Source organism: Peptoniphilaceae bacterium AMB_02 (genome assembly GCA_036321625.1).
Lineage (GTDB): Bacteria > Bacillota > Clostridia > Tissierellales > Peptoniphilaceae > Microaceticoccus > Microaceticoccus formicicus.
In genome coordinates this window covers 1,895,976-1,911,993 of sequence record CP143259.1, presented here as the reverse complement: position 1 = coordinate 1,911,993, position 16,018 = coordinate 1,895,976, and the positions used below count along the sequence as shown (strand labels likewise).

General features: G+C 32.7%; 16 protein-coding genes. 14 read left to right on the top strand and 2 right to left on the bottom strand.

Features of this window, described 5'->3' with window-relative positions; all coding sequences use genetic code 11:
* Positions 1-203 precede the first annotated feature (203 nt).
* Complete coding sequence (locus VZL98_09170) at positions 204-1,382, top strand: iron-containing alcohol dehydrogenase (protein ID WVH62862.1); 1,179 nt, start codon at positions 204-206, stop codon at positions 1,380-1,382.
* A 662-nt stretch (positions 1,383-2,044) separates the two neighbouring features.
* Here the strand turns inward: VZL98_09170 and VZL98_09165 are convergent.
* Both VZL98_09165 and VZL98_09160 read right to left on the bottom strand, forming a co-directional pair.
* A complete protein-coding gene (locus tag VZL98_09165) occupies positions 2,045-3,271 on the bottom strand; it encodes an IS256 family transposase (protein WVH62861.1) in 1,227 nt (408 codons plus the stop codon).
* Between the two features lie 180 nt (positions 3,272-3,451).
* The gene (locus VZL98_09160) at positions 3,452-4,339 is read right to left on the bottom strand and encodes a LysR family transcriptional regulator (GenBank protein WVH62860.1); all 888 of its coding nucleotides are present in this window, start codon (positions 4,337-4,339) and stop codon (positions 3,452-3,454) included.
* A gap of 413 nt (positions 4,340-4,752) precedes the next feature.
* Here VZL98_09160 and VZL98_09155 point away from each other — a divergent pair, with 413 nt between their 5' ends.
* The 13 genes from VZL98_09155 to VZL98_09095 all read left to right on the top strand — a co-directional run bounded on the left by VZL98_09155 (position 4,753) and on the right by VZL98_09095 (position 16,001).
* Complete coding sequence (locus VZL98_09155) at positions 4,753-5,805, top strand: NCS2 family permease (protein ID WVH62859.1); 1,053 nt, start codon at positions 4,753-4,755, stop codon at positions 5,803-5,805.
* Between the two features lie 9 nt (positions 5,806-5,814).
* The gene (locus VZL98_09150; GenBank protein WVH62858.1) at positions 5,815-6,405 is read left to right on the top strand and encodes an isochorismatase family cysteine hydrolase; all 591 of its coding nucleotides are present in this window, start codon (positions 5,815-5,817) and stop codon (positions 6,403-6,405) included.
* Positions 6,406-6,561: 156 nt separating this feature from the next.
* Positions 6,562-8,286, top strand: coding sequence for a transporter substrate-binding domain-containing protein (locus tag VZL98_09145; GenBank protein ID WVH62857.1), 1,725 nt, complete (start codon positions 6,562-6,564; stop codon positions 8,284-8,286).
* Positions 8,264-9,649: a sigma-54 dependent transcriptional regulator gene (locus VZL98_09140; GenBank protein ID WVH62856.1), complete on the top strand. Its 1,386-nt coding sequence runs from the start codon at positions 8,264-8,266 to the stop codon at positions 9,647-9,649. Before VZL98_09145 ends, VZL98_09140 begins: the two co-directional genes overlap by 23 nt.
* 537 nt (positions 9,650-10,186) lie before the next feature.
* Positions 10,187-10,744 (top strand): UbiX family flavin prenyltransferase, encoded by a 558-nt coding sequence (locus tag VZL98_09135; protein ID WVH62855.1) that lies wholly within the window; start codon positions 10,187-10,189, stop codon positions 10,742-10,744.
* 19 nt (positions 10,745-10,763) lie between these two features.
* Positions 10,764-12,071: a UbiD family decarboxylase gene (locus tag VZL98_09130; protein WVH62854.1), complete on the top strand. Its 1,308-nt coding sequence runs from the start codon at positions 10,764-10,766 to the stop codon at positions 12,069-12,071.
* 14 nt (positions 12,072-12,085) lie between these two features.
* On the top strand, positions 12,086-12,349 hold the full coding sequence (locus tag VZL98_09125) for a BMC domain-containing protein (GenBank protein WVH64557.1): 264 nt from the start codon (positions 12,086-12,088) through the stop codon (positions 12,347-12,349).
* Between the two features lie 11 nt (positions 12,350-12,360).
* Positions 12,361-12,600, top strand: coding sequence for a hypothetical protein (locus tag VZL98_09120; protein ID WVH62853.1), 240 nt, complete (start codon positions 12,361-12,363; stop codon positions 12,598-12,600).
* 8 nt (positions 12,601-12,608) lie between these two features.
* The gene (locus VZL98_09115) at positions 12,609-12,980 is read left to right on the top strand and encodes a BMC domain-containing protein (GenBank protein ID WVH62852.1); all 372 of its coding nucleotides are present in this window, start codon (positions 12,609-12,611) and stop codon (positions 12,978-12,980) included.
* Positions 12,981-13,007: 27 nt separating this feature from the next.
* Entirely contained in the window at positions 13,008-13,289 is a 282-nt protein-coding gene (locus VZL98_09110) for a BMC domain-containing protein (GenBank protein WVH64556.1), read from the top strand.
* Between the two features lie 35 nt (positions 13,290-13,324).
* Positions 13,325-13,912, top strand: coding sequence for a hypothetical protein (locus VZL98_09105; protein ID WVH62851.1), 588 nt, complete (start codon positions 13,325-13,327; stop codon positions 13,910-13,912).
* Positions 13,913-13,914: 2 nt separating this feature from the next.
* Entirely contained in the window at positions 13,915-14,175 is a 261-nt protein-coding gene (locus tag VZL98_09100; protein ID WVH62850.1) for a EutN/CcmL family microcompartment protein, read from the top strand.
* Between the two features lie 14 nt (positions 14,176-14,189).
* On the top strand, positions 14,190-16,001 hold the full coding sequence (locus VZL98_09095) for an adenine deaminase C-terminal domain-containing protein (GenBank protein WVH62849.1): 1,812 nt from the start codon (positions 14,190-14,192) through the stop codon (positions 15,999-16,001).
* Positions 16,002-16,018: the final 17 nt, after the last annotated feature.

The following is a 16,018-nucleotide window of genomic DNA, read 5'->3' as shown; positions in this document are numbered from 1 at the left end:
GATTTGAAACTCTTGGGGTTTCATTATGTTAATAACGCTGGTTATAAAGTGTTAAAATAACATGATAAATAATGTTTTATAAGAAAATGCAAAATAACAACTTTTAAGGATAAAACATTAACTAATAAATTGACAGCAAAACAGTAGGGGAGTATAATTTATTCTTGAATGAAAAATGTTTAACAATAAAAGGAGTTGTTTATATGAAAAGATTTACATTACCAAGAGATATGTACTATGGAGAAGGTGCATTAGATGCACTTAAAGACTTAGGCGGTAAAAAAGCCATTGTAGTAGTTGGTGGCGGTTCAATGAAAAGATTCGGTTTCTTAGATAAAGTTGTCAATAATCTTAAAGAGGGCGGCATGGAAGTTGAACTATTTGAAAATGTTGAGCCGGATCCTTCAGTAGAGACTGTAATGGCCGGAGCTAAAAAAATGCAAGAGTTTGGTCCTGATTGGATAGTAGCACTTGGTGGAGGATCACCAATAGATGCAGCCAAAGCTATGTGGGCATTTTACGAGTATCCTGAAGTAACATTTGAAGAACTTTGCATACCGTTTAATTTCCCTAAACTAAGAAAAAAAGCTAGATTTGCTGCAGTTTCTTCTACATCTGGAACAGCAACTGAAGTTACAGCTTTTTCAGTAATCACAGACTACAATAAGGGAATTAAATACCCATTAGCAGACTTTGAAATTACACCTGATGTTGCAATACTTGACCCAACTATCCCAGAGACAATGCCTGCACACCTAGCTGCATATACTGGAATGGACGCACTTACTCATGCAGTTGAAGCTTATGTTTCTACAGCAAATAGCCCATTTACAGATCCACTTGCAATTAAAGCTATTCAAATGGTCTTTGAATACTTGAGAAAATCATATAATGGAGACAAAGACGCAAGAGAGCAAATGCACTATGCACAATGCCTTGCAGGACAAGCATTCACAAATGCACTTCTAGGAATTGTCCATTCAATGGCTCACAAGACAGGCGCAATATTCTCAACAGGCCACATCATCCACGGTTACGCAAATGCAATGTACCTACCATATGTTATTCAGTACAATATGAAAGACGAAAACACTTTAAAAAGATATGCTGAAATAGGCCATGCCCTAAACCTAACCGGATCAGACGAAGAAGTAACCAGAGAATTAATCGAAATGATTCGTGAATTAAACAGAGAGTTTGAAATAGCTTTAAATCTTAAAGACTTCGGTATAATTGAAGAAGAATTCAAAGAAAAAATCGCTGAAATCTCTAAAAATGCCGTAGTAGACGCCTGCACAGGAACCAACCCAAGAACTATAGATCCTGAAAACATGGAAAAACTATTTAAATATATCTATGAAGGTAAAGATGTAGATTTTTAATAGAATAATATAAAACTCATAATATTGAGAAACAAACCCCGAAATCCGGAAATGGGATTGAGGGGTTTTTTATAACGGGCACGTCTCAATGATGAGGTGAGATTCTTAAAGAGCGTACTTATCGACGAATCTGATAGTAACTTGAATGTTTCAAATATTAAAGTGTTGAAAGAAGAAACGATAGCGATATCTTGATTCAACGAACCAAAACGGAATCCAATGGTTAAAGGATTGTAAGTTGGTGAGAGATTAAATAGTTGATAAAGGAAAAATGAAAAGCTACTAATAAATTTAAACTAATAAAAGTAAGTAATATTATAGATTGGTAAGTTTATAAGTCAAAAGGATAAAACATGATTTTGTTTAAAGTAAGGTTGCCTATCCAAAGATGGAAGTCAAGTCCAAATTAGTGTGTAAATTGTTTTATCTTACCTTTTGATTAGCAGTTTCTTTTTTTGATTTGTTGTAGATTTGGAGCCTGAGGTATTACATCAGCCACCCGAAGGGCTTGGCCTTGTGGCAAGTACTTAAAAAATGGTACACTAAAAAAACGAAGGATAATTACACCATTTTGTTGTGAGTTTATCGCCTTCGGTGGTTAACACTTACCGTTTTTTAAGTTCTTGGTGCAAGGCTGGCGGTGCATTAGCTTAAACTCAGACTTATGCAACTACCTTTGTAGGTTCAACTTGTTGAAGCTCGGCTTGATCTTGCTTGGATTCATGGTATTCATGCATATCCAACCATATTCTCCCGCTACTCCATTTCTCATCTAAATCAATTAATATTGCTCCAATTAAACGGTTCATGGATTCATCGTTTGGGAATATTCGTATTACTCGTTCTCTACGACGAATCTCTTGATTTAGACGTTCAATGATATTTGATGTCCTTAATCTTTTTCGATACTTTATTGGAATATTTAATACTTGGGTTATGTCGTCAAAACCAGCATCTAGTAATTCCATAGCCTTTGGTGCAGTATTTGAGTATTCATCAAGGATATCATTTAATACTGTTCTGGCAACTTCTGTAGTTGGCGCATCATAAAGCTCTCTTAATCGATTTTTTATCTCAGGCTGTAGTCTAGTAGGACATACATCAAGTATGTTTCTACTAAAATGTGTTTGACACCTCTGCCATGAGCTGCCTTGAAACTCTTTAAGGATTGCAGATTTTAAGCCTTTATGTGAATCACTAACAACTATATCAACATTTGATAATCCTCTATCCTTTAATGATGAAAAGAAGTTTCTCCATCCTAGTTCAGTCTCACTATCACCACACATAAAACCAAGAATTTCACGGATACCGTCAGAGCGAACTCCTATTGCAATCATTAGAGCTTTGCTTCTAACTTTTCCTGCATCTCTTGATTTTAAATACATAGCATCAACTACGATAAAAGGATATTGTGACTCTAATGGTCTGTTTCGAAACTCATCAACTAAAGGATCCAAGTTTGAACAGAGGTTTGATACTGTTGATTTTGAAAATGATGTTCCACATAATTCTTCGGTGATTTTTGTTACTTTTCTTGTGGAGACACCCTGGATTACCATCTCCATCATAGCCAGTACAAAAGCTTGTTCATTTCGTTGATATCGATTGAATAAATCAGGAGAAAACTCACCACCCCTAACTCTTGGTACTAGCAATTCTAACGTTCCTACACGAGTTTTAATTTGTCTAACTCTAGAACCGTTCCTGTAACATGTACGTTCTTCAGTACGTTCATAAGGCTTAGCTCCGATTGCCTCAGTAACTTGAGCCTCTAAAACTTGGTTTAAAATTGATTCTAAGAGTTTTGCAATAGCATTTTCTTTAGCTGAAGCTGAAAATAAACCTTTAATTATTTCTGAATCTAGTGTAAAATATAGCCAGACCATCTCTTTTACCTCCTGGTTAGTTTTGTGGTGAAACTATTATACCAAAAGGTTGGGGATAGTTCATATTTTTTTGTAAAACCAATTTACACCATTATATAGACTTTATCAAGATGGATTATTGTTATTGCAAAAAAATATATACAATCTGAAGAGATTTAATCGAATGAGTATAATTAATTGCTAACTATTGTTAGCGTTGTATTTAATCAAATCAATCAGTTTTAATACTTGTCTACTTAAATACTGTTCTCTTTGGAACACAATAGAAATCTGAGAATTCATTTTGGTTTCTTTTAAATTCAAACCTTTTATGCCATCGACTAAGTTTATCATTAAATCAGGAATTAATGCTACTCCAACACCTGCTTTAACCATGTGTAATGCGGTCTCAAGGTTATAACATTCAGTCACTATCTTAGGAAGATACCCAGCTTCTTTACATAAATTGAACGTGACTTTATTTAAAAACTGCCCTTCATTCATAGTAATAAAGGGAATATCTTCTAAATCAGATAAATTAATTTCCATTAATGCATCATTTATAATAGGATTGTATTTTGAGTATGCAAGTACAATTGTTTCGTTATAAAGTGGGATATTTTTAAAACGAATTGCATCTGGATGAGTTAGTCCAACTATAAAATCTAGCCCATCATTTTCTAGTTTATCTTCTAAATCATTACTACTGAGTTCCAATATTCTTACAATTGTATTCGGATATAGTTCCCTAAATTGTTTTAGTGGTGTTGGTAATATAAAGGCAGAGCATTCAGGCAGGATTCCTATGTTTATAATATATGTTTCTGACTTAGATACAGCTTGAAGTCTTTTATCCATCTTATTTCGAATGTCTAAAATTAATTCAGCCCATTTTATATACTCTTCTCCTATAATAGTTGGAACTATAGAGTTACGTTGTCTATGAAATAACTCCATTCCAAGTCTTTCTTCTTCCCTCATTATTATTTGACTTAATGATGGTTGTGATATATATAATCTCTTTGCAGCTTTTGTAAAGTTCCGCTCTTCTGCTAATATTAATACATACTTATAAATATTAAATTTCATACTATTCATATCATCCTTTTCTATATAGATTATATTATTTTTATATCATTATATACATCATAAACAATTATAGCAAGGTAATATAGCACAATGCTATAATAACGATTGCAAATCGGTATTATACATAACTTTAGTTTAGTGCTATACTAAAAACAACCTAGGTTAAAGCAAGTATATTTATCGATATACTAATATAGTGATTTATGTTGATGCGAGTTTAGAACTTTGTAAAGACTTATTGAAAGAGGTATACAAGTATAAAACCAATGCTTAGAATATGGAACTGAAGTGGTAGTAAGTTGGTTTATATTGGATATTTATACTGTTCAATAATTGTGTACACGAATAGGTTGGGACGATTTGTGAAATTTGTTTAGATAATCGATAAAATTACTATAATTAAAGGAGAGAATATGAACTTTCAAGATATTTTAGCAGCAATTGCTGTTGTTATGAATGGACTACCCCAAGGTTTACTAGCTTTAACTTATGGGTTTGCTGCATTCCCTACAGCCATTGCTTTTGGAGTAGGAATAATCGGCATGGTAGCTTTCAATCAAATAGCACCAATATCTTTCCAAGCTGAATCCATTGTATTAGCTGGTAAATTAGGAGATAATAGGCAAGAACGGTTGAACATAGTATTTTTTACTGGGATTGTAATGACTATAATAGGAGTGTTAGGACTTTTAGAGCCTACTATTCAGTTTATTGGACCTGCAATTTTACAAGGAATGATGGCGGGAGTTGGTATAACACTTTGTAAAGTATCAATCGATATGATAAAAAGCAATAAAATGGTAGGAGGAACTTCACTTGCCATTGCATTATTAAGCTACTTCATCTCAAAAGATTTAGTTATGACCATTGTATTTTGTGTATTTGGTAGTGCTTTGTTGGACAATATTATTAATAAAAACAACGTCAGTAATCAAGTTACAGATCTAAAAAACGAAAAGTTTAGTTTATTAAAAATAAAATTAACAAAAAAAATAATAAGAAATACCTTGGCCTTAGTTACATTGCAAATCGGTGGGAATATAGCTTACGGTAGTATAACTGGAGAATTGGCAAAAACAAAAGTTAATGTTGATTTCATAACTATATACTCTGGTATTGGAGATTCTGTAAGTGCTCTATTCGGAGGTGGTCCAGTAGAAGCAATTATTAGTGGAACTGCAGTGGCTCCCAACCCCAAAATGAGTGGAATAATTATGATGTTAATATTAATGGTTGTATTGTTACTTAAAATTTTACCTAGAATTGCGAAATACATAAAAAATGAGACTATATGTGGATTTTTGTTTATTTTAGGTGCAGTAATAGTGTTTCCAAGTAATATCTTTGCTGCAGTTCAAGCAGATCCTGCAATCGCTGGTGTTACAAGCTTAGTAACTGCGTTAGTAGATCCGTTCATTGGGATGTTGGCGGGTCTAGTAGTAAAATTTATATTAATGATATTTTAGGAGGAGAATATGAGTATTTCAAATCTAGCAAGAGTGAACGCAAAAAATTGTGCTTTGATTATAATTGATATGCAAAATGACTTTATACAAGAAGGAGCACCTATAGAATGTCCAAATGGGAAAAAATTAATACCTGTGATTCAAGATTTAAAGAAATGGGCTCATTCTTTGAAAATACCCGTATTTTATACTCAAGAAGAACATAGATTTCAAAAAATAGATTTTGGATTAGAGTTAATACGAAGTGAACCTGAGCATTGTGTTGAGGGAACAAAGGGTGTAGAAATAGTAGAAGAACTTAAACCAAAAGATGATGAGTATGTAATAAAAAAGCGAAGATATAGTGGTTATTATTTAACTGACTTAGAAATCCTTATGAGAGCTTTTGATAGGGACTGTTTAATAATTACTGGAGTTGCTACTAATGTATGTGTTTATGGGACTGCATTTGATTCTATACAACGTGATATCCAACCAATAGTAGTAGAAGATGCTGTTGCGGGAACGAGCATACAACTGCATGAGGCTTTTTTGCAAAACATTGATTATGTAATCGGTGATGTTGTGACTTCAAATCAATTAAAAGAGAATATCAAATAATAATATAAAGACTGTTATATAGTTGATAATATAACAGTCTTTTATTTGATGAATACTTGGCTTAATAATTGCATACTATATTATACGGGATGTAAAAAACAAGTTAACAGTAAAAATTTTCTAAGATTAAATATCTAATCAAAAGAGGGAGGTATCATGATATACAAATTTTTAGGGGAGAGTAACTATCCCCCATTTGATTATATAGAAGATGGTAAGATTATGGGGTTTAATGCAGATATAACTAATGCTATTTGCAAAGTTTTGGGATTGGAGTCAAGTATAGAATTAATAGACTGGGCGAAGGTTATTAAGTTCACTAAGTCAGATTTTGATTACATATATCAAGGAATATTCTGGTCTGAAGGAAGAAAAAAATATTTAGAGTTTTCAGATAGTTATCTTACTGTTTCACATTCGTTTTTTGTTGATAAGTCTTGCAATAATTCAGTTTGTTTCGGACAGTTGAAAGACATGAGAGTTGGGGTTCAAAAGGATGCTGTTACACACGATTTTCTTGAGGAAAGAAAAGAGACTATCAAAATTGGTGATTTAAAGCTTTACTCAGATCATGTGGTTATTCTAGATGAATTATTCAAAGGAAATATTGATGCTGTTGCTGGAAACAGAATGACCATTCTCTATTTAATGAACAAGCATTTTAAGGATAAAGAGGTTATGACTATAGGTGAACCAATTGAAATGTCTAAGCTTTGTTATGCTGTAAGACCTTATAATAAACAGGTAATGGAATTAATAAACGAAGGACTTAAAATAATTATTAGTACAGGTGAATATAATAGAATTTATGAGAAATGGTTTGGTGTTATAATAAGTAGGTTTGATCAGCGATTTGTTGACTATACTGATACAGCTGTAATATATATAGATGCTTTCGGGAAAATTATAAGAGCAAACAAGATAGCAGCAGGACTTTTTGGCAACATAGAACTGGTAGGAAAAGATGTGTTATCTTCTGGAATTGATGGAATCATTCCAGTAGCAATTATAAGGAGAGTTATGGATGGATATGAAGAGAGTATCTTGAATAATGTAAAGACCAGAATTAATGAACAAGATTTATACCTATCTTATTGTGCAACTCCAGTCCATGATAATTTGGGAAATATAAATGGTGCAGTTTTAAGTATTAGAAATGAAACTAAGGCAAGGATAGCAGATAAGAAACTGAAGAACTATAATAAGTTAAAATCTTTAAGTAGGATTGTAGGAGGTGTAGCTCATGAGATTAAAAATCCGTTGACATCTATAAAAAATTATGTTGATTTATTACCAAAACTTTATGATGATACAAAGTTTAGAGAGTCTATAATAAACAATTTACCTCAACAAGTAGAATTAATTAACGAGCTAATAGATGAGCTTCTGCAATATACTAAACCACAAAAACCATATATGGAAGTAATTGACTGTAGGGAAGTTGTTGATTTAACAATTAAACTTATGAAATTTAATAAAAAAATCGATATCCTTAATGAAATAGAACAAAATCAATTAGTCTGGGTCGACAAAAAGAACTTGAGGCAAATAATTACAAATGTTGTACTTAATGCTGTAGAAGCATCGAAGGACGGGGATAAAATTATTATAAAGACAGGAAGAAGTGATGATGAAAAATCTTTTAATATTGAAGTAATCGATGAAGGTTCTGGAATTAGTTTAGAGAAGATAGACTATGTTTTTGATCCATTTTTTACCGACAAAGATACAGGAACTGGACTTGGTTTATATATATGCCATCAGCTAATGGCAGAGAATAAAGGTTCAATAAATATTGACAGTACTGAAAATGGAACAAAAGTAACACTGAGCTTGTTAAAATATATGGGAGAGTTAAATGAAGAAATTATTAATCGTTGATGATGATATATTAATATGTGAAACCTTACGGTTTGCATTGAAAGATAAGTATGATATCTTTACTGCGACAAATATCGAAGAAGCACTTGATATTTACAACGGTGAGTTTATTAATCTTGTTATAACGGATTTAAAACTTGGACTAGAATCAGGAATGGATCTTTATAGTAGATTAAAATCCATTAACACCAACTGTGTTGTAATTTTGATGACAGCATATGGTAGTGTTGATTTAATAATAAAGGCAATTAAAGAAGGTATATTTCATTATATTAATAAACCTGTCGATTTGGATGAGCTTGAGCTTATTATAGAACAAGGATTAAAATTTAGTGACTTATATAAAGAGATAGAATATTTAAATGAAAGGCTAAATGTAAAGTACTCAGACTACGGCATAATAGCAGAATCTCCCGGAATGAAAAGGGTAATAGAAACAATTGAAAAGGTTAAGGATATTAATTCCACAATACTTTTGACAGGCGAGAGTGGAACAGGGAAGACAATGTTAGCCAAACATGTTCATTATCAAGGCAATAGAAAAATGAATAGATTTAGCGCAATTAACTGTGCTGCTATTCCCTCTAACTTACTGGAGTCAGAATTATTTGGCTATAAAAAGGGAGCTTTTACTGGAGCCGCAAGCGATAAAGCAGGAATGATAGAATTATCAAATGGGGGAACTTTTTTACTTGATGAAATAGGAGAAATGGATTTAGCCCTTCAAACAAAATTACTTAGAGTAATTCAAGAAAAAGAAGTTTTTCCATTGGGAGGGTCTAGTCCAAAAAAAGTTGATGTAAGGCTAATAGCAGCAACCAATCAAGATTTAATAGAACTGATAAATAAAGGAAAATTCAGAAAAGATCTTTATTATAGATTAAATGTTATTAACATCCATGTCCCACCGCTGAGAGAAAGAAAGGAAGATCTTTTTAAGTTAATTGAACTCTTTATTTACAAATACAGCACTCTTTTAGGTAAAAAAATAGATAATATTTCTGATGAATTTTGTAAGAAACTATCCGAATATAGTTTCCCGGGGAATATCAGGGAATTGGAGAATATAATTGAAAGAGCCATTGCTCTTTCAAATGATGGAGTTTTAGATCAGATTGACTTGGAGCAAGATTTCATAGAAGACGAGGATCATAATCATAGAATAGCAAAGAAATTAATTCCTATTTTTTTAGGAGACAGCCTTCAAGATGCAGAAAGAACTATTATATTAGAAACCCTAAAACAATATGACTACGACCGAGTAAGTGCGGCAAAAGTTTTAGGGGTTACGGAAAGAACAATACGAAATAAACTAAAAATATATAAAGAGGAACTTAATTTACTAGATAATGGTAAAATATAACATGTAATAGTAAAATTATTATTTTCAAGTGTCTTTTAGAAATATAGTCTTTTATTCGAGTTTATAGATAGTTGCTTATAGAAATAATATAATTGTAATATTTTCAAGTTAAGAACGATGAATGCGATTATTGAGACATTAAATAAATTAAAGTCATAATAAATATAATACAAAAAATAAACAAGTGATAAAACGGAAAGGATTTCATGAATATGGAAATGTTTTCCAATTTGTCGCTTGTTTTTAATTAAAAACTATTAAAATAATATCAAATAAGTAATTATGAACATGAAAATAATAATTTAAAATAAAATTTATTATTTATAATTGAGCAACTGCAAAAAGTTTGAATAAAACCAAGTAATTTTCACTCAAATCAGTACTTTTTTATAATTATTTATAGTGATTAAATTTTAAAAATGTTGTCTAAGAAGAGATAAATGTTTAAAATTGAACATTTAAGAAAAGTAAATAACTTTTTTAATTTGGCATGGTACTTGCAAATTATTATGTCGCAACCGAATAAAGGAGGTAAAAGTGAAGATAATAGTTGGATTAACTGGGGGTAGTGCTTCTATCTATGCATTATCCATCCTAGCAGCATTAAAAAAAGTAGGAGTAGAAACTCATTTTGTAGCGAGTCATATGGGAGAGGTGGTTCTAAAGCAAGAGCTTAATATGAATTTGCAAGATTTAAGCTTTCTATGTGATTATATGTACGATATTGGAGACTTAGGTGCTCGTATAGCAAGTGGTTCTTTCAAAGTAAACGGAATGATAATTGCTCCATGTTCCATGAGAACGGTTGCCGCAATCAGCAATGGCATGTCGGATAATTTGATTACAAGAGCAGCAGATGTTATTTTGAAAGAAAAAAAGAAACTAACACTAGTTGTCAGGGAAACTCCTTTTAACACAATCCATTTAAAAAATATGCTGGAATTATCAGAGTTAGGCACAACTATATTTCCTCCTATACCAAGTTTTTATACAAAACCTGAATCTTTGGAAGACTCAATAGTCAATACAACTGGTAGGATACTAGACGTTATGGGTATTGAAAATAGTCTTGTAAGAAGATGGGATGGATTATAGAAAGGAAGGAGGAAAAAATATGGAAAGACAAATGCTTAGGAGTTTAATATCTGAACTTGAAAGCAAGAATGAACTAAGAGTGATAAAAGATAAGGTAAAAAAAGACTTTGAACTAGGAAAAATATTAAAGCAAACCGATAATAAAGTGCCTACTCTATTTGAAAATGTCGATCATAAAAACAGGGTTATTGGTGGACTCTATGGAAATAGGGAGTTGTTTTTTTCACTCTTGAAATTTAATCACGATGAAAGGATTAAAGAAATTTCCAAAGCAATAATAAATCCAAAACCTTACGAAATAGTTAATGATGGACCTATTTATGAAAATATTATATCCAATAGGATCTCTCTAGATGCTGTAATACCTTTCACAAAGTTCCATGAAAAGGATTCAGCTGCTTTTATAACTGCAGGTGTTCTAGTTGTAAAAGATCCTGAAACCGGTAAATACTTAACATCAATAAGACGACTACAGTTTAATGGTGCAAATCAGTTAAGTCTACTCGTTGCATCACCTAGGTTAAATAAAATTATTGAGAAGACTATGGAGAGTGGAAAGGATTTAGATGTGGCAATTTTCTTGGGGTACGATGCAGAAACTTGCTTGGCTAGTCAAATCAATTCTAATATTTTTGATATAGATAAGTATATGGTTGATTCTGCCTTAAGAAGAGAACCGCTAAAACTTGTAAAATGTAAATCAAAAGACTTATTGGTACCTGCTTTCTGTGAAATAGTATTGGAAGGAAAAGTCAGAGCTAATAGATTTGAGTATGAAGGTCCTTTCTGTGAACTGATGGGATATTATGGTGAAAAAGCATTACACCCAATAATAGAGGTGGATACGATTATGCATAGGAATAATCCAATTTACCAAGTAGCATTCCCGTGTAGGGAAGAGCATTTAACCAATGGACTAACAAGGGAAGTGGAATTATATTCAAATCTTGAAAGACTTGTTGGAGTCCATGATGTTTACATTACGGAAGGTGGCGGATATAGGTTTAATGCTGTAGTTAGTATAGAAAACACACAGCGTGGAGAAGGAAAAACATGTATACTTGGAACATTTGGTACATTTTCAGATGTGAAAAATGTAATTGTGGTAGATAAAGATGTTGATATTTTTTCATCTTCAGATGTTGAATGGGCCATCACTACTAGAAGTCAAGCCAGTTTAGACAATGTTATTGTAACTGGAGCAAAAGGTTCTCCCCTAGAGCCAACACATGTGGCAAGAGGCATAACCGATAAATTTGGAATTGATGCAACTATGCCGGATCCAGGTAATGACTTATATCATAAGGCATCAATTAGTGAGTATTAAGGAGGTAATAAATGATAAGAGAAGCTTTGGGGATTGTTGAAACTAGATCTTTGGTATCGGCGTTACAAGCTGCGGATACGATGGTAAAGACTGCAAGTGTAACAATTGTCGATATCGAATTTGTCGGTTCTGGAGTTGTAGCTGTTAGTGTTGAAGGAGATGTAGCAGCTGTTCAAGCTGCTGTAAATTCAGGAAGTGATGCTGCTAGGGGATTGGGAGAAATTATCTCTGCTAATGTCATACCAAGACCACATACTGAAGTTAATAAATTGTATTAGGGGGAATGAAAATGCCAAGTGAATTAGCAATGAAAGTATTAGAGAAGATATTTGGAGATGGTTCAGTAATTCCACCGATTACAAGCGAATTGGGTTATAAAAGTGTAGATAATAAGAAAAATATGAGTAAAAGATATTCATTTGATAATTTAGTAATAAATTCTACACAAGACAATAACATGACAATACATAATTCGAATGGCAAGCTAAATAAAGGACGACTTAGCCTGGAAGAATTAAGTAGGTTATAGGAGGTAATATGAAACAAGCATTAGGAACCATCGAAGTTGTAGGTAAAGCGACAGCTGTAACGGCACTTGATGCTGCTTGTAAAACCGCCGAAGTTTCTCTTTTAGGAGTGGAAAATATAATCGGTAGTGGAGGAGTAGTGGGTGTTAACATACAGATAGCTGGAGAAGTGGCAGCGGTTCAAGCAGCTATAGATGCTGCAAATGATGCTGCTACACGCATAGGAACTGTACTTTATAGCTCGGTAATACCTAGACCGAATGATGAATTGGAAAAACTTATTGAAAAGTTTAAAAACAACTTAAAAAACAAAGAAGGTTTAGATTCAGAAGAAAAAGAAGAAATCTCAAACGTTATTGAAACTGACAAAAACACAAAATAAAAAATAAAAAAGTAAATTAGGAGGATTATAATGGGACAAGCATTGGGATTAGTTGAAACAAAAGGATTAGTAGGAGCTATTGAAGCTGCAGATGCAATGGTTAAAGCAGCAAATGTAAATCTAATTGGATATGAAAAAATTGGATTTGGTCTTGTTACTGTAATGGTTAGAGGTGATGTTGGAGCAGTAAAAGCTGCGGTTGATGCTGGAGCAGAGGCAGCTAGAGCGGCAGGGGAACTACATTCAGTTCATGTAATACCAAGACCACATGTAGAAGTTGAGAAGAAAATATTAGAAAACTACAAATAAGAATTAAATGATTGTAGGCAGAAACGAGGATAAATATGCAAAAAATGCTCGTTATTGATTACAGTGTCAAAAATCATAATTCAATTGATATTAGTCAGAAATTGCAATGTTTTCAAGAGGTAGATTACTTTAGTTCTTTTGACTTAGATAATAGTAGTAAGGTTATTAATAATCCGAACGAGTATAATACAATTTTATTAATTCAACCACATGTATCGGTTCTGTCAAATCTTTCAGGACTCTATAGTTGTAATCTGGTTGAAAAATGTATTGTAGAACATATCTTAAATGAAAAAGAGTTACTAATTGATTTTTCTGAATTAAATCTACTAGATAGTAAACTGGGCAATAATAGACTTAAACACAAGATTAAAGATATCAAAAAGTCATTAAATGAATTTGGGGTAATTGACATTGAGTCGATTTATAAAAATTCTATTATGCAGAATGGTGAAAGAGACTCTAATGTCGGATTGAGAAGTTATATTACACTTAATGATCTCAAGAAGATTATTAATGGAAATAAACTGATTTTAGATTTTGGATCTAAATTAACCCCTCTAGCTAGAGACTACGTTAAGGAAAAATCTATATTAATACAATATAAGTCGGTTGGTGAATGAATATGATGTTAGGAAAAGTTAAGGGCACTGTAATAGCAACTAAGAAAAATGAAAAATTAGTTGGTTATAAAATAATGATTGTACAACCCATAAATCAAGCATATGAAGATCAAGGTAACGCATTCGTATGTGTAGATACTGTAGGTGCTGGAATTGGTGAAATAGTAATTGTCAGTAGTGGAACTGCTGCCAGACTATCTTGTAACGATAGAGAAACGCCAATAGATGCATCGATAGTGGGGATAGTTGATAATATTAACTAAGTGAGGTGAAGTGATTGCAAACGGAATTTATAAAAAAAGGAATAAAATATAGAAAACTGATTGATGTTCTCTTAGGAGAAAATGATTTTGCTGATACTGTTCTAGAAAATGGTAAAGTCATAAATGTAATTACAAGAGAAATTCAAAACTGTGACCTCGCTATTAAAGACGAATACATCCTAATGATAGGAAACTGTAAAAAACTTATAGGTCCAAACACAAAGGTTATTGATATGGGAGGGAAATATATATCCCCTGGTTTTATTGACTCACATATGCATTTCGAATCAAGTATGTTAACAGTAACAGAGTTTTCAAGATTATCCATCGTATCAGGAACAACTACTCTTGTAGCTGATCCGCATGAGATTGGAAATGCGCTCGGACCTATTGGGATGAAAGCAATGGCGGATGAAATTAATACCGTACCAAATAAAGTACATTTGGTTGTTCCGGCTTTAGTTCCGGATTGTCCGGGATATGAAACACCAGGCGTAGATGTTAGCTCAAAGGATATGGAGGATTTGTTAGATTATAACAATATCATAGGCATAGGGGAACTACAAGGTGTTAGTTTGGCTCAACATGTTTATGATAAAACTCCAGAAGTATATGATGATTTATTGGCATCTACAATGTATGCTGCAAGTAAGGGAATGGTTGTAGACGGAAACGCTCCTGAACTTTTTGGAAATGAACTAGCAGCACATATACTTGCAACAGGTGGAGAATGCTCATGTCACGAGACTACAACAAAAGATGAATGTGTTGAAAAGTTAAGGCAGGGTGTATATGTCTTTATGAGAGAGGGTTCAACTCAAAAAAATATGGCTGAATGCATAAGAGCAGTCACTGAAGAGAAGCTCGACTCAAGACGTTGCATTTTGGCAACAGATGATATGGTATCTAGTGATTTGTATGAGTTGGGACACATGAATGAAATTGTTAGAAGGACAGTTGCTCAGGGAGTTGATCCTGTAGAAGCAATACAGATGGTAACGATTAATCCTGCAACATATTTCGGCTTTAAAGATGTTGGAGTTATAGCTCCTGGGAAGTTTGCAGATTTAGCTATAATAAGTGACTTGAAATCAATGACTGTTGAAGGTGTATTTTTGGACGGGAAACTTGTAGCATATAATAATCAATTACTAATCGATATACCGGAATATACTTATCCAGATACAGTTAAAAATTCAGTAAAAAGGGAATTTGTTTCATTAGAAGAAATATATATTAAATCAGATAAATCCAATCCGACAGTGAGATGCATTGAACTCATTCCGGATCAAAACCTATCTGGAAAGAGTACTGAAGTTCTAGCTAGTCAAAATGGTATAGTTCAAGCTTCAATCCAAAAAGATACTCTTATAATGTTAAATGTCGAAAGATATGGTAGAGGAAATGGTATTGGTAAATGTTTTGTTAAAGGTTTTAAACTTAATAGCGGAGCGATTGCAGAATCTATAGGACACGATACTCATAATATTATGGTTGTAGCAACTAATTATGAAGATGCGCTGATAGCAATCAACAGAGTCATTGAAAACCAAGGTGGAATAGCAATGGCTGACAAAGGTAGAGTTATTGATGATTTACCACTAAGGGTTGGAGGATTAATTACCGATGAATTAAATGGAATTGAACTAGCTGAAAAGGTTAGAAATTTGGAAAATTTAGCCAAAACAGAGTTAGGATGTGGAGTTCATGCTCCGTTTATGCATCTTTCTTTCTTATCATTATCAACAAGTCCAAAATGGAAGTTGACAGACAAAGGAATCTTTGACGTTGATAATTATGAGATACTAGGACCTATAGTAGAATAGAATTTTAATACTGGATA